Raw genomic sequence first — 18,722 nt, forward strand, 5'->3', positions numbered from 1 at the left:
GCCACAGACGCAGGTTGGAAAAAGACTCCTTGTCTCAAGATGGTGGGCTCAAGTGGCTACAGGCGCTCGTTTAGCACGACGGCTATCTGTTCCAAGGCGGGACCACGCAGCATGGCACCGTGTGCGCAGGGGACCTGGTGAACCTCGATCTGCCCGGTGACGTACCTCTGCCAGGACTCGGGGGCGGGTGAGGTGTCGTCTTTGCCCTGCGTCGCGGCGAACAGGAGCAGGTTCCCGGCGTGGATGCCGCCGGAGAGAGTTCCGGTGAGCGTCGTGTGCGCGGCGAAGACGCGGGCCATGATGAGGAGTGTCTCGTCGGGCATCCCTTGGAGGGGACTACCCTCGTGCCCAGCGAGCATGAGAAAGTCGTTGGCCGTCATAGAGGAAGCGGCTCCTGGTGACTCTGCTGTGATGCCCAAGGATGCCAGCAAAGAGTGCAGTACCTCCGGACTGTCGGCCGACGGTCTGATTCTGCTCACTGCGTCCGCAGGGGCTGCCGGGTAGCCGTCCAGCACGGCGAGCAGACCGACCTCCTCTTCCGCCGCCTGGAGTTGCACCGCGATCTCGTAAGCCACACTCGCACCGAACGACCAGCCGAGGAGACGGTACGGTCCCTGCTGCTGGACGGCTCTGATTTGCCCGATGTAGTCCCTCGCGAGGCTCTCGACGCTCTCGGGGTGAGCGTCCGCGTCGGCCAGCGCAGGCGACTGGAGTGCGTACAGTGGAACTCCTTCCAGGTGGGGCAGCAGACCCGCGTAGCTCCAACCGATGCCGGCGGCCGGATGGATGCAGAACAAGGGCGGCTTGCTCCCAGCAGTCCGAAGCGGGAGCAGTACGTCCAGGCCGAGGGAGAAGCCCGCGGCAAGAGAACCGCTGTCCCCGGACCGTCCGTCCTGTTCGATGAATGCTGCCAGTCCGGCAACGGTCGGTGTGCGGTACAGCGAGCCGACGCTGAGCTCCTGCCCGAACTCGGCCAGGACACGCTCAACAAGGCCAACCGCCAGGAGGGAGTGGCCGCCCAGCTCAAAGAAGCTCTCGTCCACTCCCACCTGGGGCAGCCCCAGCGCATTGGCGAAAAGCTTCGCGAGAACCGCCTCCGTACGAGAGCCCGGCAGGCGCCGTTCGACGTCCGGGTCGGCTTGGACCGGCGCGGGAAGAAGACGGCGGTCCAGCTTGCCGCTGGAGGTGAGCGGAAGATGCGGCAGGAGCACGAACGCGGAAGGGACGAGCGCGCCGGGCAGAAGCTCGGCCATTCGCCGCCGCAACGTCGCGAGATCCAGCCGGGCGCCAGGGATAGGCACCACGTAGGCGACAAGCCGCTGGTCACCCGGACGGTCTTCGCGGACAACCACCGCGGCCCGGCCGACGTCGCCCTGCTCGGCCAGAACGGACTCGATCTCGCCAGGTTCGATCCTGACGCCGCGGATCTTAACCTGGTCGTCGACCCGCCCGACATAGTCGATCACGCCGTTCGCCGTCGAGCGGGCGAGGTCGCCCGTGCGGTACATGCGCGTGCCGGGAGCTCCGAAGGGGTTGGCCACGAAGCGCTCTGCGGTGAGCACAGTGCGGTTCAGGTAACCCTGCGCCAACTGCACTCCCGCAAGGTACAACTCGCCCACCGCTCCGGGCAGCACCGGGCGCAGCGTCTCGTCCAGGACGTACACCTGGGTGTTGGTTAGGGGCCTTCCGATGGGCACGGTGTCGGCGTCGTCCTCGGGATGGCACTGCCAATGGGTCACGTCCACCGACGCCTCGGTGGGGCCGTACAAGTTGTGCAACTCGGCGTCCAACAACTGGAAGAAGCGCCGCGCCAGCCCTGCGGGCAGTGCTTCTCCACTGCACATCACTCTGCGCAATGAGCGACAGCGCTCGGACTGCGCAGACCGCAGGAAAACGTCGAGCATGGACGGCACGAAATGCAAGGTGGTCACCTTCTCCTGCTCTATGAGCCAGGTCAGGTAAGCGGGGTCCCTATGCCCTTCGGGCCGTGCCACCACAAGTGTCGCGCCAACTGACAAGGGCCAGAAGAACTCCCAGACCGACACGTCGAAGCTGCACGGAGTCTTCTGCAGCACTCGGTCCGTCGGGTCGAGGGGGAACCGCCGTTGCATCCACAGTAGACGGTTCAGGATTGCCGCGTGGGTGATCTTCACCCCCTTGGGGCGGCCGGTAGAGCCAGAAGTGTAGAGGACATAGGCCAGGTTGTCCGGGGTGGGTGCGGCGGACAACGGTGCAACGGTGTCAGCCGAGGGCTCTTCCATCAGTGAGGCGTAGAGCTCGGGTGTCAGGACGAAATCCGGATCGGCATCCGCGAGGACCACATCCGTCCGAGCGGGCGGATCACTCGGATCGAGGGGGAGGTAAGCCGCGCCCGCCAGCTGGACGGCGTGCAGCGCCGTCACCAGTCTGCAGCAGCGGGGCAGCGCGACGGCGACCAGTCCGCCGGGGCCGATGCCGTGTGCTTGCAACGCTCGCGCCAGCCGGCGAACGTCGGCGCGGAACTCTGCGTAGGACTTGTGTGTTTCGCCGCAGATCACGGCGGTGTGCTCCGGGGTGCGCGCCGCCTGTGCCTCGAATGCCTCGGGTAGGGTCATGGTCGGCAGGGGCCTGTCGTCGCCGCTCCACGCCTGCAGCATGCGCTGCTGCTCGGCTGCCGACATCACCCTCAGTTCGCTGACGGGCCGGTCGGGTTCCTTGGCCGCAGACTCGAGAAGATGCACCAGTGCGTCGACGAGGCCCTCGACGGTGGGCCGGTCGAACAGAGCGGCTGCGTACTCAACGGAGCCTGACAGACCGCCCGGTTGCCCATCCTGAAATCTTTCCTCCGTGATGTACACGGAGAGGTCGAACTTCGCCGTGCTCGAAGGCACCGGCTCGGGCGCGACCGTCACGTCACCGAGACGCAACTCCCCCTGCACGTTGTTCTGCAGGAGCAGAAACACCTGGAACAGGGGATGGCGGGCGTTCTCTCGAGCGGGCCTTAGATGCTCCACGAGTGTCTGGAAGGGAACGTCCTGGTGCCCGAACGCCGCTAGGTCGAGTTCCCTGACACGGAGCAGCAACGAGCGGAATGAAGGGTCTCCGGAGGTGTCCGTGCGGAGCACAATCGTGTTGACGAAGAACCCGACCAGGTCGTCAAGTTCCGGAGCGTTGCGGCCGGCCACGGCAGAGCCGATGGGCAGATCGGTTCCGGAACCGATGCGGGTCAGGAGCGCCGCGAGCCCGGCGTGCAGCACCATGAAGAGCGTCGCGTCGTGGTCTCGTGCGACCCGGAGGAGGCGAGCGTGCAGCGCCGCGTCGATGGAGAACGGCACGGTCGAGCCTGCGTAGTCCAGAACTGCTGGACGCTTCCGGTCGAAAGGGAGCGGTAGGTTTTCGGGAGCGTCCTCCATGATCCGGCGCCAGAAGGCGAGTTGGGTAGCCAAGACACTGTGTGGTTCATCGGTACGGCCGAGCAGCTCGCGCTGCCACACCGCGTAGTCGGCGTACCGCACTGGAAGCGGCTCCCAGTCCGGACGACGACCCGCCGAGCGCTCCGCATAGGCGAAGCCGAGATCGGCCATCAGAGGGCGCATCGACCAGCCATCACAGGCAATGTGGTGAATGGTCAACACGAAGACGAACTGTCCCGTGGAAAGGTGAAGGAGCAGGGCACGTAGCGGCAGTTCCGTGTTCAGCTGGAACACGGAACCGGCCACCTGTGCCACGCGCCGGGGCACTTCCTCTGCGCTGCAGGTCGCGACCTGCAGCACCGGTGCCGCCCGCGAAAGCACACGCTGGAAGACGTCACCATCGCGCGACTCGTAGATCGTTCGGAGCGTGTCGTGGCGCGCCACCACGTCGCCGAGGGCCTTCCGAAGCGCTTCGACGTCCAGCCTGCCGTGCAGCCGGAACGCCTCCGTGACGTTGTAGGTGGAGCTCGGCCCTGCCAGTCGGTCTAGCAGCCACATGCGCTGCTGGGCGAAGGACAGCGGTGCCGCATCACCGTGCACGACCGGTCTGAGCCGCGGGACGGTGAAACTGAAACTCGTTCCCTCTGGGGAGGCGATGCGGGTCAGCAGGCCGGTGACCGTGGGGGAACGGAAGAAGTCGCGGAGCGCGACGTCTACACCGAACTCCGACCGGACACGGCTGATCAGCCGGGCCGCCAGCAGGGACTGGCCACCGAGTGCGAAGAAGTCGTCGTCGGCCCCCACCTCGGCCAAGCCGAGCAGGTCGGCGAAGATGCGGCGGAGTAGCTCAAGCTGTGTCTCCTCGAAGACCTCTTCCCCTTGCTGGCGGCGCACCGCTGTCGACGGCTCGCTCAGCCAATCCTGCGGGTGAGCCGACGCCGTACTCCGCCATTCTGGGGGTACGGCAGGACCGCCCGATTCGGTTCCACCCGCCTCGAGGTACCGAATACAGGCGTCACGGGTGTCCTCGGCTTGTACGCATGTCCAGCCCGCCGGGATCGTGAGTCCGGCCGGCCACAGTGAGTGATCGCCCTGCTGGTTGACGAGTACCGAGTAGAGCCCGGATTCATTCTCAAACGGGCTGACCACTTGCCTGTCCCCTCAGTTTGAGCAGGAAAGCGTCGAGGAACGCCCTGGTCTCCTGCAGGTATCGAACTTCGCTCTCGAAGCCTGTCTCCTCCGTCTCCTTACGCAGGCTCAGTTGGCACCACAGCGCGTCTGCGGATTTGCCAGCCTGAAAGTACAGCGGGTATCCGATGTCGCGCCCGGCGGACCGCACCTGGATCTCCCCTTCGCCGCGTGTGGTCCCGTCGGGGACCGTGGGGCCCTGAGCGAAGTTGAAGATGTAGTCGAATCCGTCCCCGTTGCCGTAACGCCCGTATCTCTTCGCGAGCGGCTCCACGTCGTCGACATCGAAAGAACCGTGCCGATAGGCGAGCAGCGTCTCCCAGTGAACCTGGCGAGTGAACGTATCGAAGGGGTCATGTGTGTCCCGCTTGACCAGGTAGGGCACCAGCTGGTTTTGGGACGCCACCAGGGTCCGGGATGCGGCGTCGTTCCGGTTGCCCGCCATCATCCCGATCAGTAGCTGGTTCTCACCCGTTTGCTCGGCAAGCGTGTCGCACAGAACGGCGAGCAGGACACTGTGCATCGAGACACCGAGTCGGTCTGCGCAGGTCCGGGTGGCGTCGAGGGCCGTCGTGGAGCGGAAGCTGCCAGAGAACATAGCCGCGTTAGGTCCTGCTGGCGGGAGGGGGGGCGGTGCCGCTTCCAGGGCCTTTCGCCAGTGCTCGACGGCGGCTGCTCTGCGCGGGGCCCATGCCTCGGATGCCTGTGTCTCGGCCACGGCTCGGGGCGTGGCGGCCGCGCCGTCGAACGAACCGCCGGCAAGAAGCGTGCACAGGTCGTCGTACAGCAGCCCGAGCGACACGCGATCGGCAGCCATGTGATGAATGCTCAGGCAAAGGTAGAGCGGCTCGCCGTTCCGTCCGACGGCCACCGCGCGCCAAAGGAACTCGGCCGCCAGGTCGAAGGGCTGCTCGGTGAGCCCTCGGGCCACTTTGGCCGCGGTGCGTTCCGCATCGTCGCCAGCCTCCACGATCTTCAGTCGTACGGGCTCAGCCGCCCAGACCTCCTGCTCGATGCCGCGCGGTCCCGACCGGCGGAACCGCGTGCGGAGCGCCTCATGACGCTTGACTAGGAGCGACATTGCCGATTCCAGATCGGCCGATGAGCAGCCCTCGGGCAGAGCCCAACTGCGCTGGAGGTTGGCCACGCTGAGCCTTTCGGCGGTCAATTCCTGGATCGATCGCCACAGCGACAGCTGGCCGAACGTCAAAGGTGCAACTGCCAGGATCGGCATGATAGGCACACTCACATCTCATCGAGAACGGCATGACGACGGCTGCTCTGCTCCAGGCACCTCAGCATTATGAGCGCGATACCCAGGAACACCGCCGTCTTGAGAAGCTCGAGGAGCAGCAGCACTCCGGTCCCCGTGGTTCCCGCGAGCACGTCTCGAGCCGCCTGGATTCCGTGAGTCATCGGCATGAGGCGACCGACCGCTGCGAGCCAGTCCGGCAGGCTTTCGAGCGATACGTTGATGCCGCAAACCAGCAGCATGAAATAGGAGGCCAGGTTTGCCATGAGTATCGCCTCACGCGTTCGCAGGCCAATGGCGCCGATTAGCAGACCGAAAGCACTACAGGAGGTAGCTGTCACGAGGATGACACCGGCCAGCTGTGGCAAGCGGGACCAAGGCAGTTCCACATCCCCCACCACCGCGGCCAGGGCGAACATGACGACAGAGGTGAGAAAACCGATCAGAACCGCAGGGACGACCCGGCCCAGGAACATGACGCTCCGTCGGGCGGGAGTGGCGAGCACCGCGGTCAGTGTTCCACTGAACCGCTCTCCCTGAATGGACATGGCCGGAGCGAACAGGCCCGCGATGGCGGAGGCGTGCAGGGCGTTGCCCACGGCGTAGTAGGCGACCGGATGTGTGCCGACATAGTTGCCGAGGTAGACGAACCAGACCAATTGCACGGTGGGTACACCAATGACGGTTGGAAAGAACGCCGATGGCCGCATCCAGCGGAACAGCGCCATGTGCGAACGCCAGCCGGCCATGAAGAACAGTCGAAGCGTCACTGCAGCGCCAGTGTTCCGCTGGAACGTGCCAGCCACTCGAACCTCCTCAGTAGGATGAGCGTGATCGCTGCGTAGAGAACGGAAAGGAGCGAACAAATCAATACCGCCGAGAAGGTGCCGCTCTCCCCGGTTGCGGAGCGCATGATCGCCTTTACGCCCCACGAGGGGGCGAGCAGATCGGCGGCGTACCGCACCGATGACGGCAGCGAACTCACCGGTACCAGAACACCGCTCAGCATCCAGATCGGATACTCGAAGAAGTTAGCCAGCGCCTGCGCCGTGGGATAGAGGATGAACGCGGACGCCAACAGTAGCCCCAGCATCGACAGGGAGACGACGGTGACCACCACGGCGACCACGAAGAGCACCGGACTCGCCAGCTCCAGGGGCATACCGAAGAACAGCGCACTCCATGCCAGCGTGGCGCCCAGCGAGTAGAGACCCATTGACGCCGTGGCGAGCGCGAAGGGCAGGGAGAACAGAAACGTGGGAGTGGGGCAGGCCACGAGAGGCTCCAGAACCTGCATGAAGCGAAGCCGGTTGATGGCACTGCCGGACCCCATCAGCGTCGTTGACCACATACCCATCAGACCTGCGCTCAGCGCGATCACGAGTGGCCCCTCCGTCCGCTGCGAACCGGCGAACATGTAGTGCGCGAGCGAGGCGAACACCAGAGGCAGGATCACAGCTGTGACCAGGTAGAGCCGGGAGCGCATCAGCTGGCGCAGCTCCAACAGCCACCCTCGCGAGAGGACCAGCGCCGTGCTCACGACACGACGGATCAGGACGTCCATGTCGCGTCACCACCCGAGACCAGAGAGACGTAGGCATCCTCAAGGGTCGGCTCACGCTTCGACACCCGGAGCACGGTCAGGTGACGCAGTTCCTCCAGGACCGCCGCCGTGGCATCGGTCTGCTGGTCGCAGTGCAGATCCAATCGCTGGCTACCGTCCACCTCCGCCACGCTCACGGAGTGCACTCCGGGCAGAGCCCGAAGCCGGTCGAGGTCCGGCTCGCCGACGCCGATGATGTCCAGGGAGAGGACGACCTGCCCGTCCGTCTGCTTCTTCAACGACTCCGGCGTGCCCTCGGCGATCTTCTTTCCGTCCCGCATCACGGCCACACGGTCGCACAGCTCGTCGGCCTCGAACATGTAGTGCGTGGTCATCAGGACCGTGCGTCCGTCCCGCACGGTTCCCCGTACCAGTTCCCGGAGCTCACGCGCGCCCACCGGGTCGATTCCGTTGCTGGGTTCGTCCAGGATGACGACCTCGGGATCGTGCAGCAGACCTCGGGCGATGTGCAGCCGTTGCTTCATCCCGCGGGAGAACGTCTCGACACGGGCCCGCTCGCTCTTGAGCAGACCAACCATCTCCAGCAACTCGCCTATGCGTCGCTTCTGTTCGCGGTAAGGGATGCCGTACAGATCGGCAAAGAGCAGGAGGTTGTCCCGCGCGGACAGGCGCGCGTACAAGCCTGCATCGCCCCCCAGAATCACCCCGGTCCGGCGGCGGACCCGCTCGACCTGTTCCACCACGTCGTCACCCAGGATGCGCGCGTGGCCCGAGGTCGGCAGGAGCACCGTCATGAGGATCTTGACCGTGCTCGTTTTACCGGCGCCGTTCGGGCCCAGCAGGCCGAACATTTCTCCGCGCTCAATGGACAGCGAGAGACCGTCGACGGCCTGTTTCGTCCTGCCAGGGCCAACTCGGAAAGTGCGCGACAGGTTTTCAAGTTCGATCGCATAATCACTCATGTTCAGCGCCTTGCTGTGGGGGGGCTTCGGTCAATCGGACCCGGTCCACCTTGCCCGCGCTGGTACGCGGCAACGAAGGTTGGATGGAGATCTGCGTCGGGCACTGCACGGCGGGCAGCCGCTCTCTCACCCATCGCCGAATGTCGGCTTTGTCGGCGGCGGCCCCAGCGGCGACGAATGCCTCGAGGTAGCTCCGTTCCGGACGCTCGGCATCGCGCAACAGGACGACTGCGGCTGAGACATGGGGGTGCTCTTCGAGGACCGCCTCGATCTCACCCAGCTCTATGCGGTGTCCGCGAAGCTTCACCTGGTCGTCGGTGCGCCCCAGAAAAAGCAGGGAGCCGTCGGGACGCTGGTGTGCCCGGTCACCGGTGCGGTACACGAGCTGGCGTCCCTGCGGCGTGTGGTGCAGGGTGAAACGGTCCCGAGTCAGCTCGGGCTGTCCGAAGTAGCCGAGCGCGAGTCCGGCTCCGTACAGCAGGATCTCTCCTTCCTGGGAACCGTCTGGCGCACGGGGTCCGTCCAGGTAGAGCCCCGAGTCCGGGAGTGCGGCCCCGAGTGTCACCGACTCGGAGGAGTGGATCCGCGCGGCCGACGCCCAGATGGTTGCCTCGGTCGGACCGTAGAGATTCCACAACTCCAGGCAGTGCTCGACGAGTCGGCGCGCCAGCTCCGGCGTCAGTGCCTCTCCCCCGCACCAGATACGGCTCTTCGGCGCGCCAGCCCAGCCTCCCGCCAGGACCATGCGCCAGAAGCTCGGAGTGGCCTGGATGAGGTCAGGCTCCCTCTCCTCCACCACCGCGGCGAAGACGTCAGGGTCCCAGCGGGCCTCCCGCGGAGCGTCGATCAGGTACCCGCCGGCCACAAACGGAAGCAGGATCTCAGCGAGCGAGATGTCGAACGACAGCGCGGTCATCGCCAGGATGCCCTCACCGGGTTTCATCCCTGGTGTCGTCGCCAGCCCCGACAGGCGGGCGACAAGGGCTTCGTGAGACACGACTACGCCTTTGGGGCGGCCTGTGGATCCGGAGGTGTAGATGACGTACGCGACATCGGCGAGGTCTGCTTCACGCGCCGGGACGTCGGTGTCGAGGCCGGTCTCCGCGACGGCGAATTCGCCTGCGCTGGTGGCCAGCAGGTGTAGCGACGGGCGGGCGTCGGCGAGAATCCGGTTCCGGTGCGCCGCCGGGCTCTGCCCGTTGAGGGGCAGGACGGTGCAAGCGCATCGGGCCGCGGCCAGGAAGCCGACCGCCGCGCTTACGGCGTCGTCGGCCTCCAGTGCCACAAGAGAGCCCGACGGCGTGCTGCCCGCGATGCGTTCCGCCAGTAGCTCGGCCCGCTCACCAATGTCCTGGTAGCTATACGCGCGGTCACCGACGGCCGCGAGCGCGGTCGGCTCACGAGAACGCCGCTCTTCGAACACGTGCCAGATCGTGCGCATCGTCAGTGCCCTCCTGTGCGCAGCTTGTCGACGCGGCGTGCGTAGTCGACAAGAACCGGATGCCCGAAGATCTCTTGCAGGGCGATGTCGATCCCGAACGCCTCCCGGACCCGGCCTGTGACTCGCGCGGCCAGCAGTGAATGGCCGCCGGTCTGGAAGAAGTCGTCGTCGGGCGCCGGCGTCCGGCCGAGGAATTCGTTCCAGATGCCGGCCACGACGGCAAGCGTGCTCGACGGATCGCCCAAAGGCTCTACATCGGCTTTGGCCGGGGGCTCGTGGTCTCCCGCCGTCCGGGCCAGGAACGCTCGGTCGATCTTGCCGCTGCTGTTGAGCGGCAGCTCGTCCATGAGCTGAAACGTCCCCGGAACCATGTACGTCGGCAGCGACCGAGTGAGTTCGCTGCGCAGCGGCTCTGTGTCCCGTACGCCGGACACGAACGCCACCAGTGCCCCGCCGTATGGGTCGTCGCGTACTACAACCACCGCCTGCTTCACACCGGCGACGCCCAGCAGCACCTGTTCGATTTCGGCGAGTTCGATGCGGTGCCCACGCAGGTTCACCTGGGTGTCCTGGCGTTCGACGTACTCGAGCTGTCCGTGCCGGTTCCAGCGGCAGATGTCCCCCGAGCGGTACCAGAGAGCACCGTCCTCGGTACGCCGGAACCGTTCTCGGGTGAGTTCTTCGTCCTGCCAGTAACCGAGGGCCAGGACCATGCCGCCGATCCACAGTTCGCCGGCCTCACCCGGCTCGGTGACTGTCGCACCGGACGCGTCGACCAGGCGGACAGCCGCACCGGAGATCGGGCGGCCGATGTCCGGGAGGAAGGCGCGGTCACCTTTCCTGAGATCGTCGCTGGCCGTGGTGACGACGGTCGCCTCAGTCGGTCCGTAGTGGTTGTACACCGCCGGGGGGAAGCCGGCGGGCGGGTGGACCCGCAGGCGGTCTCCACCTGTAGTCAGGATCTGCAATGTGGCGGGCGGGTCTGGCAGAGCAAAGAACTGTTCCGCCAGAGGGGTGCTGAGGAAGCAGTGATCGATGCGGCGCCTGGTCAGGAAGTCCCGGATGGTCGACACATCCACGGTGGTGCGATCCTCGGGCAGGACAAGCGTCGCTCCACTCAACAGCGTGGACCACACTTCCCATACCGTAGCGTCGAAGGCCAGGCCGGCGAACGCTGCGACCCGTGTGCCCGGCCCGGTGCCGTAGGTTCGCCGATGCCAGTCGACCAGATTGGCCAGGCTCGCGTGGCCGACCGCCACCCCCTTGGGAGTGCCGGTGGATCCTGACGTGTAGATCACGTATGCGCAGGTGGCCGACACGGCGTTCGGGTCCGTCGTCGCAGTGTCGGCTTCCTCGGGATGACGTACGGGCAGCACCCCGGCCAGGGCCGTGCCCTCGCCTGCAGGTGCCAGGACGGCGAGGGGACGAGCGTCCGTCAGGATCGCTTCGAGACGCCCCTGGGGAAGGCGGGGGTCCAAAGGCAGGTATGCGCAGCCGGCGCGCCAGATACCCAGCTGAACGACGATGCCCGCCACACCACGCGGGTGGAGCACCCCGACGAGCCCGCCTTCCCGGAACTCCGGCAGATTCCGCAGCCAGGCCGCGACAGAACCCGACCTCTCCCAGAGCTGGGCGTAGGTGACTTCTTCGGTGGCCGTCTCGATGGCCACGATGTCGGGCGTACGGAGTGCCAGCCGCTCCAGTACGTGGCGGGCGGGCGTGAAAGGCTCAGCAGGAGATGTCATCGGTGTCTTTCTTGGTCAGCAGGGCCTCATATACGTCGGTGATGCGTTGCGCCACGTCGCGCCGCACCAGCGTTGTACGGAAGGCCACATCCACTTGCAGTCCGCCATCGGGCTGTGGCCACGCCTCGCAGACCAGCTCCGCGGGTGGCAGGGCAGGTGGCTGTGGCAGCGGACGAACGATGCACCCGTCGAGCTGCAACTCCCCAGCGGCGTTGTTCTGGTAGGCGAACACGGTCTGATAGAGGGGGTTGCGGGCCGTCCGAGGAGTAGCCAGGGCAGCCACCACCTCGTCGAACGCGACGTCCTGGCTTGCCATGGCCGCCTCGATCACCGGATGGGTCTGGTGTACGCGGTCTAGCAGTGAACCTCGCGCATCCGCGGGCGGGAGGCGTACGCACAGCATGTCCACCAGGCATGCCACGGCGCGGATCGCCTGCGCGCCGCCCCGGCGTGCGACCGGGACGCCGATACAGAAGTCGTCCTGACCCAGCACTTCGCGCAGGGTGGCGTGGTATCCCGTCAAAAGGGTCGAGAACAACGTGCCGTCGCATTGCCACGCGATCCGGGTCAGGTCCTCGACGGCACTGCCGTCGAGGACGAAGCGGAACACGCCCACCGGCTCGTCGCCGTCCGTCGACCGGGGTCTCGGCAGGTCCAGGTCCGGCGCGCCGAGCAGCGTTGCCTTCCAGTGACCCAGCTGTCGTTCGTAGTCCGGATGGCTGCGAACTGCGGCCTGCTCCACGGCGAGTTCCGCCAGGGTGGGGGCGGGCCCGTCGAAGGTCTCACGAGCCCCGCCGAGCCGGCGTCGGTACGCTGCCGTCAGCTCGGACAGGAGCAGGGTCTCGGACCAGCCGTCGAAGGCGACGTGGTGCACGGCCAGCCCCAGTAGGGTGCTGCCCTTCGCCGCTGCGACCATCACGCAGCGCCAGACCTCACCCGCCTGGATTCGGAGCGGCCTCAGCAGGGCCTCCCGCAGGGCGGACTCCGCGGATGCGTCGTCGTCCCGTCGCCCTAGGTCGATCAGCACCGTGTGGTCTCGCCTGGGAGCAGTGCGTGCTTCCAGGCCGTCCCCCAGAACATACGAGGCGCGCAGTGCCTCGTGCCGCTCGTGCAGGTCCCCCAGGGCCTGTTCGAGTGCCACCAGATCGACCGGGCCCTCGATCCGCCAGGCCCTTCGGCACAGTGCGGAGGTGTCCTGCGGATCCATCTCGTACGTCATGCAGAAGTGGGCCGACATACCCCGGAGCGGGACCGTCTCCGCATCGGATGCAGCAGACGCCGAGGAGGCGTCGCCGGCGGGCAGCGCCATGGCCTCTCCCAACAGCCGGCGTAGCCCGTTGAGGCTCGGATCCCTCATGAACGCGGACACGGACACGTGCACGCCGAGCTGCGCCTGGATTCGGGCGCACAGACGCATGGCGTCCAGTGAGGTGCCCCCGAGCGCGGCCCAGGACGCGTCGGGCGACCACCGGTCGAGCTGCCCGTCACCGAACTTGAGGATCTCCTTGAAGAGAGAGTCCACATCCGTACCGGGCGCCTCCTCGGGCCGGCCGAGCCCGGCCAGGAGCGCGCGGTGGTCGGTCTTGCCCTGCGCCGTCAGCGGGAACGCCGTCACCTCTTCGATCAGGTCCGGTACGCAGTAGGCGGGAAGCACCTCTCGCAGACGGTCCGTCATCGACGGCGCCCCCGGCTGCCGCCCCGGTGCCGGGGTGTAGAACAGCGCGAGGCGTGTGGCTGAGAGGCCAGCTCCCTCGACGGGGGCGACAACGGCCCGCTCGACCTCCGGCAGTGCCTCGCAGGCGCTCTCGACCTCGGCCGGTTCAACCCGGTGGCCCCGGATCTTGACCTGCCGGTCCGCACGGCCCAGGTAGTGGAGGATCCCGTCGTCGTCAAGGAAGCCGAGGTCTCCCGTACGGTACAGACGGGTCTTGCCGGCCACCGTCGAAACGGTCACGAACTGTTTCCCGGTCTCCTCTGGGTCGGCGAGGTACTCGGCGGCCAGGCCGTCACCGCCGATCCAGATCTCGCCCGGCCTGCCAGGAGCCGTCGCCACCTGGTCCCGCAGCACCACGACCTGCGTGCGGGGTACCGGCCGGCCCAGCGGGATGCCCTTGTTGCGTTCGGTGTCGGCGAGCGTCACCCGGTGCGTCGTGGCGAAGACGCAGCTCTCCACGGGGCCGTACCCGTTGAGCAGCGTGATGGTGGGATGCGCGGTCAGGAATCGCCGGACGTGAGCGGGCGAGAGCCGCTCCCCGCCGATGATTAGTTGTGACAGCCCCCGGAAGCATTCGGGCCGCTCGTCCACGAACAGGTTGAAGAGCGAGACGGTAAGCCAGGTCGTGTTCACGCCGTGGTCGCGGATCATCCGGGACAGCGTGTCCGGGAGGAAGTAGTCGCCACCGGCAAGGACCGCCGTGCCTCCGCTGACCAGCGGGCCCCACAGCTCGAGCGAGAACGCGTCCCACGCCATCGCGGCGGCGACGGAGGTGATGCAGCCCGGCCCGAAGTCGGCAAAGCTCCCGGCGGTGAACAGTCTAGTGGTGGCTCGGTGCGGAGACACCACCCCCTTCGGCGTGCCGGTCGTGCCCGAGGTGAAGAAGACCGTCGCGGGCGCTTTCCCGCCGATCATGGCGCCTTCCGTGTGACGGCCGCTGTTGATCGCCGCCAGGACAGGCCGGGCGTGCGTCACCAGGACCGGCGGACCGAGCCGACGGACGACCTCGTCCCTACGCTCCTGCGGCCATCGCGGGTCCAGAACGGAATAGGCCGCACCCAGTTTCAGCAGCGCCAGCAGCATCGCCACCAGCTCCGGTGAGCGTGGCAGCATGACCGGCACGAGGTCGCCCCGGCGGACGCCAAACGCTGCGAGCTCGACCGCGTAGTCGTCCGCCGCCCGGGCTAGCTCGGCATAGGTCAGCACCGTCCCGCCCTGGATCAGTGCCGCCTCGGCTGGCCTGTGCCGAGCCTGCTGGGCGAACGCCCCGTGGATGGTCTCGTCCGGCGTCAGCACGACTCCACCCGGATCTTGAGGCTTTCCAGCACGGTCACTCCGTGGTGTGAGCGGATGGCCGGTGGCTCCGCGAGGTGGACGGTGGTGAAGCGTGCCGTCAACGTGGTGAGCACGACCTCCGCCTCCAGACGGGCCAGCCCGGCACCCAGGCAGTAGTGAGGGCCCTGCCCAAAGGCCAGATGTCTGCGGATGCTCCGGTCACCGGACACGGTGTCGGGCTCGGCGAACACGGAGGGATCCCTGTTGGCGGCGCCGAGCATTAGCAGCACCAGGTCGCCGGTCTCGATGCGGTGTCGGGCCACCGTGACCGGTGCTGTGGCGATCCGGGCGACCTGCTGCACCGAGGTGTCGAATCTGAGCAGTTCCTCCACCATCGACGACGGAGCTCGAGAGGTCAGCGCGTGCCACGTTCCCGAGTGGAACAGGGCTCGCACCGCCTTGCCGATGAAGGTGGATGTGGTCTCGTATCCCGCATAGACCAGCAGACTCGCGGTGGCCGGTATATCGGCCTGGTCGATCAGCCCGTCGCGAACGGCGTGCCGCAGAATCCCGAGGCCGCTGGTCTCCGGGACGTCGCCGAGGTCGAGTACCTGCTCGATCACGTCCTGGATCTCCTGCAGCGCCCGGTCACCGCGCACGACGACCTCGGGCTGGTAGTCGGCGATGAGCAGAGCGGCGATGTCCTGGGCCCATCCGTGCAGTCGCGGGGCCACCGCCTCCGGGAGGCCCAGAACGTGGCAGATGACCCGGCTGGACAGCGGCACGGCGAGGTTGGCCATCACGTCCAGCACACTGTCCGCACGGTGCGCGGACAGCAGTTCGGCCACCATCGCCTCGACGCGGGGGCGCATCCCAGAGACCCGTTCCGGCACGAACAACGGCGCCATCAGCTTCCTGAGAGTGGCGTGCCCCGCGCCGTCCCTGAACATAAACCAGCGCCGCACGATGTCCGACGTACGGCTCCTGCCCTCTCGCTCCGGGCCGCCCAGGTGGAGTTCCGTCATGCCCTCGGCCGGCCAGGCCGACGACAGCATAGGGCTCATCAGCAGCCGTGACACCTCCGGGAAGCCCGTCACCACCCAAACGCCGAGCAGTTCGTCCTTGCGCACCGGAGCATCGGTCCGCCACGGGAGATAGTCCGCGCAGGGGTCGGGGCGCGTGGCGGCATCGTGCGAGTAGGGGCACCGTGCGGGAGTGGTCTGCGTCAGTTGCATGTCGCTCCGGCGCCCAGGATCTCGGACAGTTCGGTCGTCACACTCGGGGATCTGAAGAGCTCGGTGGGCGGACCTCCGATGTGATGCACCGCCGCGTCACGGCTGGCCCGCCATGTGCTGGAGTCACTGAGGAAGACGTGGTCCGGGCGGCACACGCCGATGGGCGCAGGGCTGGTGGCCAGGACAAAGCTCAGCCAGGCGCGCTGCCCCGTGGTCAGCTCCTCAGCGATGGTGCGGTCGAGGTCTGGAGCATTTCGTTCGAGGAGCTCGACGAGGAACGCCCCGGCTTGCCGAAGCAACTCGTCGGCGGGCAGACCCGTCAGGTCGGGGATCTGCTCGGTCGCCCCGGTGCCACCGGAGGAGTCCGCGAGTTCCCTGAACAGGCTCATGGGTGCCTGACGGTCCGGGTATTCCGGATCGAACAGGATCAGGCGGACGTCTGATCTCTTCAGGGCTGCCACGATGTGCTCCGCCAGCGAGGCGGCCGAGCAGTAGGCGAGCACGGCCTGAGGTCTTGCCACCGTCCGGTTGATGCGATCGGCCCAGAACTGCGCTTGCTCGGCGATCCGGACGACCCTGCGGCCCATGCCAGGAAAGGCGAGCGGATCGATGACCAGCCGGTCCTCAGCACGATGTGCGGGTATCAGGCCCGCGAAGCTCCTCGGAGGCACCTCATTGCCGAACTCCAGCGTAACAATGGAGCGTCTGGGCGCCTTGGTGTCAGCTTCAACGATCAACGGGACACTCCGAGCTGCCGGCATATCTCCTCCACCACGCCCTCTGGCTCGGTCTGCACGAAAAAGTGGTCGCCTGGCACCGGCTCGATGGTGAACGGCCCTGTGGAACAGCCACGCCACGGTTCCATGCCCGCTCGGTCGGCCTCCTCGTCGTCCTCCCCGTACAGGGCGAGGACGGGACACTCCAACGGACCGTCGTCGACGAAGTGATAGAGGTCGTAGATTTTGTAATCCGCACGGAGCACAGGCACGTACAGCTCCATGAGTTCGTCATTCTCCAGCAGTTCGGCCGGCGTGACCCCCTGCTCGCGCAGACGTTCCCTCAGTTCATCGAACGGGAGGTCGTGCGTCTGTTCCTCAGGAGTGGCCAGATGCGGAGCTCGGGAGGCGGAGACGATGAGATGCCGCGGCTGAGACAGTCCCTGCGACCGCCGGAATCTGATGAGTTCGTGGGCGATCAGGGCTCCGAAGCAGTGCCCGAACAACGCGAACTCGCCGTCGCGGTTACCCAGTGAGGCCGACAGATCACGCAGCAGGGAGGGCAGGTCGTCGATGGCCTGCTCCGCGCCGCGGGAGCCGCGGCCGGGCAGCTCCAGCGGTCGCAGTCGGATCGATTGCGGAAGCATGTCGCGCCAGCTATCGAACATGCGCGCCGAACAGCCCGCGTAGGGTAGGCAATACAGGTCGACCCGCGCGGACTTCGGCGCCCAGGGGGACTCCGCCAGCTCCGAGAGGCTCATCACCAGTCCCTCCACACTGGGCGACCGGTGGATGTCCTTCAATGGGATCTTGACGCCCAGCGATGCCGTGAGCTCGCGTTGCAGCCGGACGAGCAGAACGGAGTTACCACCTGCGTCGAAAAAGTTCTCCCGATCGTCGGCCGGATACTCCTCAAGCGTCCTGTGCCATGCCTCGACGACGAGGGACCTAGCTTCCCTCAGGACACTCTCGCGGGTCATTCGCTCCCCTCCGCTACCTCGGGATTCCGCACTGCGCGGGCGACCGCATCCGGCCATTCAGCCGGGTCGAGGCCGTGCTGGCACACGAAGGCGTACGCGAAGCGTTCGAGCCCGAAGGCGACGCAGCCGGTGTGGGCCGTCCCGCCGTCCGGTGTCCTGATGGAAAACGCCTCGCCCAGCGAGCTCCCGTGCGCGTTAAAGGAAACGGCGGCCACGTAACGGCCGCCGGCGGTCGGGAGAATCAACTCGTACTTCAGCTGCATGAGGCGCTGGGTCCAGATCTTTTCGGCCGCCTTGACGTTGCAGAAGAAGGGGTCGCTGGCGGACTCCGCATGCCCCGCGAGGCCGAGTTCATCGACGATGGCGAACACTTCGTGCATGAATGCGTTTCTGGCCTCCGCCACCCGGTCGGCGCTCCCGAGGAAGACCACCTCGCGCATGGTGAACTCCCACAGCCGCTCCAGGGATCGGTGGTACCGAGATTCATGACGGAAGCAGTTCCCACGCGCCGTGACCGAGACCAGGTCTGCGTCCAGGCGTCTTCCGGCGTGCTGCTCGTAGACGTGGTAGCAGACGGCGGGAGACAGCGTGTATCCCGAGTGGGTGCTGTGGTCGGCCAGGGCCCGTGACACGGCCGCAGCTGTGTCCTCGGCAGAGTCGCCGCCGCTCACCTGCTCAACGAAGTCCTTGTAGAGATCGAGTTCGCCGTGGAGGCGTGCGGCGAACATCAGAAACTGTGGGAAGGAGGCCAGATAGCCGCTTCGAGCCAGTACCGCGGTAGGAATGAGACTGGGATACCGGTGTTCCAGCGCGTCGAATGAGCGTTGTGCGGCCGCACGGAAGAGCCCGTCGATGTGGGAGATCAGGCCGGTGAAAGGCTCACCGAATCCAAACTGGCCTTCGCCCGAGCGGGTCACCATGCCCTGCGAGAGCATGCGGTCGAACGTATTGTCTCGCGTGGTCGCCGGATGGGCCGACTGCCAGACCTGATGTGGCCTCACGGAACGCTGCGGAAGGATCTCGTCGGCGACGAGCTGATGCAGCATGCGCCGTAGCTGCGCCGCGTCCGAGGGGGCGCGTGTGGTGACGCGCACCGCGCAGACGGCCCTGGTGTCGCCCTCCGTCTCTTCGACGAGCTCGAAGTCCTCGATGTCCTCGGACACGAAGAAGACCCGCTTCGACAGCTCTCCAGCAAGTCGTGGAGGCACCCGCTGGTCCAGCGGAATCAGGTACTCGTGCATGCTCATTTCCTCGCGCA

The 18,722-nt window shown here is 66.7% G+C and carries 12 protein-coding genes; all 12 read right to left on the reverse strand.

All coding sequences use genetic code 11. The features are described from left to right. Window positions 1-56 precede the first annotated feature (56 nt). The 12 genes from MXD57_RS31905 to MXD57_RS28900 are packed head-to-tail and all read right to left on the reverse strand — an operon-like array spanning window position 57 to window position 18,705. Window positions 57-4,541, reverse strand: coding sequence for an amino acid adenylation domain-containing protein (locus tag MXD57_RS31905; RefSeq protein WP_250405114.1), 4,485 nt, complete (start codon window positions 4,539-4,541; stop codon window positions 57-59). After that, a complete protein-coding gene (locus MXD57_RS28850; RefSeq protein ID WP_250405115.1) occupies window positions 4,525-5,814 on the reverse strand; it encodes a condensation domain-containing protein in 1,290 nt (429 codons plus the stop codon). Before MXD57_RS28850 ends, MXD57_RS31905 begins: the two co-directional genes overlap by 17 nt. Window positions 5,815-5,825: 11 nt before the next feature. Further along, a complete protein-coding gene (locus MXD57_RS28855; protein WP_250405116.1) occupies window positions 5,826-6,638 on the reverse strand; it encodes an ABC transporter permease in 813 nt (270 codons plus the stop codon). Continuing rightward, entirely contained in the window at window positions 6,599-7,396 is a 798-nt protein-coding gene (locus MXD57_RS28860; RefSeq protein WP_250405117.1) for an ABC transporter permease, read from the reverse strand. Before MXD57_RS28860 ends, MXD57_RS28855 begins: the two co-directional genes overlap by 40 nt. Next, complete coding sequence (locus MXD57_RS28865) at window positions 7,384-8,358, reverse strand: ABC transporter ATP-binding protein (protein WP_250405118.1); 975 nt, start codon at window positions 8,356-8,358, stop codon at window positions 7,384-7,386. The genes MXD57_RS28860 and MXD57_RS28865 overlap by 13 nt, the downstream gene beginning before the upstream one ends. Beyond that, window positions 8,351-9,799: an AMP-binding protein gene (locus MXD57_RS28870; RefSeq protein WP_250405119.1), complete on the reverse strand. Its 1,449-nt coding sequence runs from the start codon at window positions 9,797-9,799 to the stop codon at window positions 8,351-8,353. Before MXD57_RS28870 ends, MXD57_RS28865 begins: the two co-directional genes overlap by 8 nt. 2 nt (window positions 9,800-9,801) lie before the next feature. Next, a complete protein-coding gene (locus MXD57_RS28875; RefSeq protein WP_284506236.1) occupies window positions 9,802-11,544 on the reverse strand; it encodes a non-ribosomal peptide synthetase in 1,743 nt (580 codons plus the stop codon). Further along, window positions 11,528-14,554 carry an AMP-binding protein gene (locus tag MXD57_RS28880; RefSeq protein ID WP_250405121.1) on the reverse strand — a complete coding sequence of 1,009 codons (3,027 nt, stop codon included), beginning with the start codon at window positions 14,552-14,554 and terminating at the stop codon, window positions 11,528-11,530. Before MXD57_RS28880 ends, MXD57_RS28875 begins: the two co-directional genes overlap by 17 nt. After that, window positions 14,548-15,768 carry a cytochrome P450 gene (locus tag MXD57_RS28885; protein WP_250405122.1) on the reverse strand — a complete coding sequence of 407 codons (1,221 nt, stop codon included), beginning with the start codon at window positions 15,766-15,768 and terminating at the stop codon, window positions 14,548-14,550. Before MXD57_RS28885 ends, MXD57_RS28880 begins: the two co-directional genes overlap by 7 nt. After that, window positions 15,759-16,505, reverse strand: a complete 747-nt coding sequence (locus MXD57_RS28890) for a hypothetical protein (protein ID WP_250405123.1) — start codon at window positions 16,503-16,505, stop codon at window positions 15,759-15,761. Before MXD57_RS28890 ends, MXD57_RS28885 begins: the two co-directional genes overlap by 10 nt. Then, window positions 16,502-17,464, reverse strand: coding sequence for an alpha/beta fold hydrolase (locus tag MXD57_RS28895; protein WP_250405124.1), 963 nt, complete (start codon window positions 17,462-17,464; stop codon window positions 16,502-16,504). The genes MXD57_RS28890 and MXD57_RS28895 overlap by 4 nt, the downstream gene beginning before the upstream one ends. After that, window positions 17,461-18,705, reverse strand: coding sequence for a hypothetical protein (locus MXD57_RS28900; protein ID WP_250405125.1), 1,245 nt, complete (start codon window positions 18,703-18,705; stop codon window positions 17,461-17,463). Before MXD57_RS28900 ends, MXD57_RS28895 begins: the two co-directional genes overlap by 4 nt. Between the last annotated feature and the right edge of the window lie 17 nt (window positions 18,706-18,722).

It is taken from the genome of Streptomyces cellostaticus, from assembly GCF_023630175.1.
GTDB lineage: Bacteria > Actinomycetota > Actinomycetes > Streptomycetales > Streptomycetaceae > Streptomyces > Streptomyces cellostaticus_A.

Bases quoted from the DNA above. Each gene is read 5' to 3' on its own strand.
- MXD57_RS28850 (WP_250405115.1), bottom strand. From the start codon at position 5,814: ATGCCGATCCTGGCAGTTGCACCTTTGACGTTCGGCCAGCTGTCGCTG.
- MXD57_RS28860 (WP_250405117.1), bottom strand. From the start codon at position 7,396: ATGGACGTCCTGATCCGTCGTGTCGTGAGCACGGCGCTGGTCCTCTCG.
- MXD57_RS28865 (WP_250405118.1), bottom strand. From the start codon at position 8,358: ATGAGTGATTATGCGATCGAACTTGAAAACCTGTCGCGCACTTTCCGA.
- MXD57_RS28870 (WP_250405119.1), bottom strand. From the start codon at position 9,799: ATGCGCACGATCTGGCACGTGTTCGAAGAGCGGCGTTCTCGTGAGCCG.
- MXD57_RS28875 (WP_284506236.1), bottom strand. From the start codon at position 11,544: ATGACATCTCCTGCTGAGCCTTTCACGCCCGCCCGCCACGTACTGGAG.
- MXD57_RS28885 (WP_250405122.1), bottom strand. From the start codon at position 15,768: ATGCAACTGACGCAGACCACTCCCGCACGGTGCCCCTACTCGCACGAT.
- MXD57_RS28895 (WP_250405124.1), bottom strand. From the start codon at position 17,464: ATGACCCGCGAGAGTGTCCTGAGGGAAGCTAGGTCCCTCGTCGTCGAG.
- MXD57_RS28900 (WP_250405125.1), bottom strand. From the start codon at position 18,705: ATGCACGAGTACCTGATTCCGCTGGACCAGCGGGTGCCTCCACGACTT.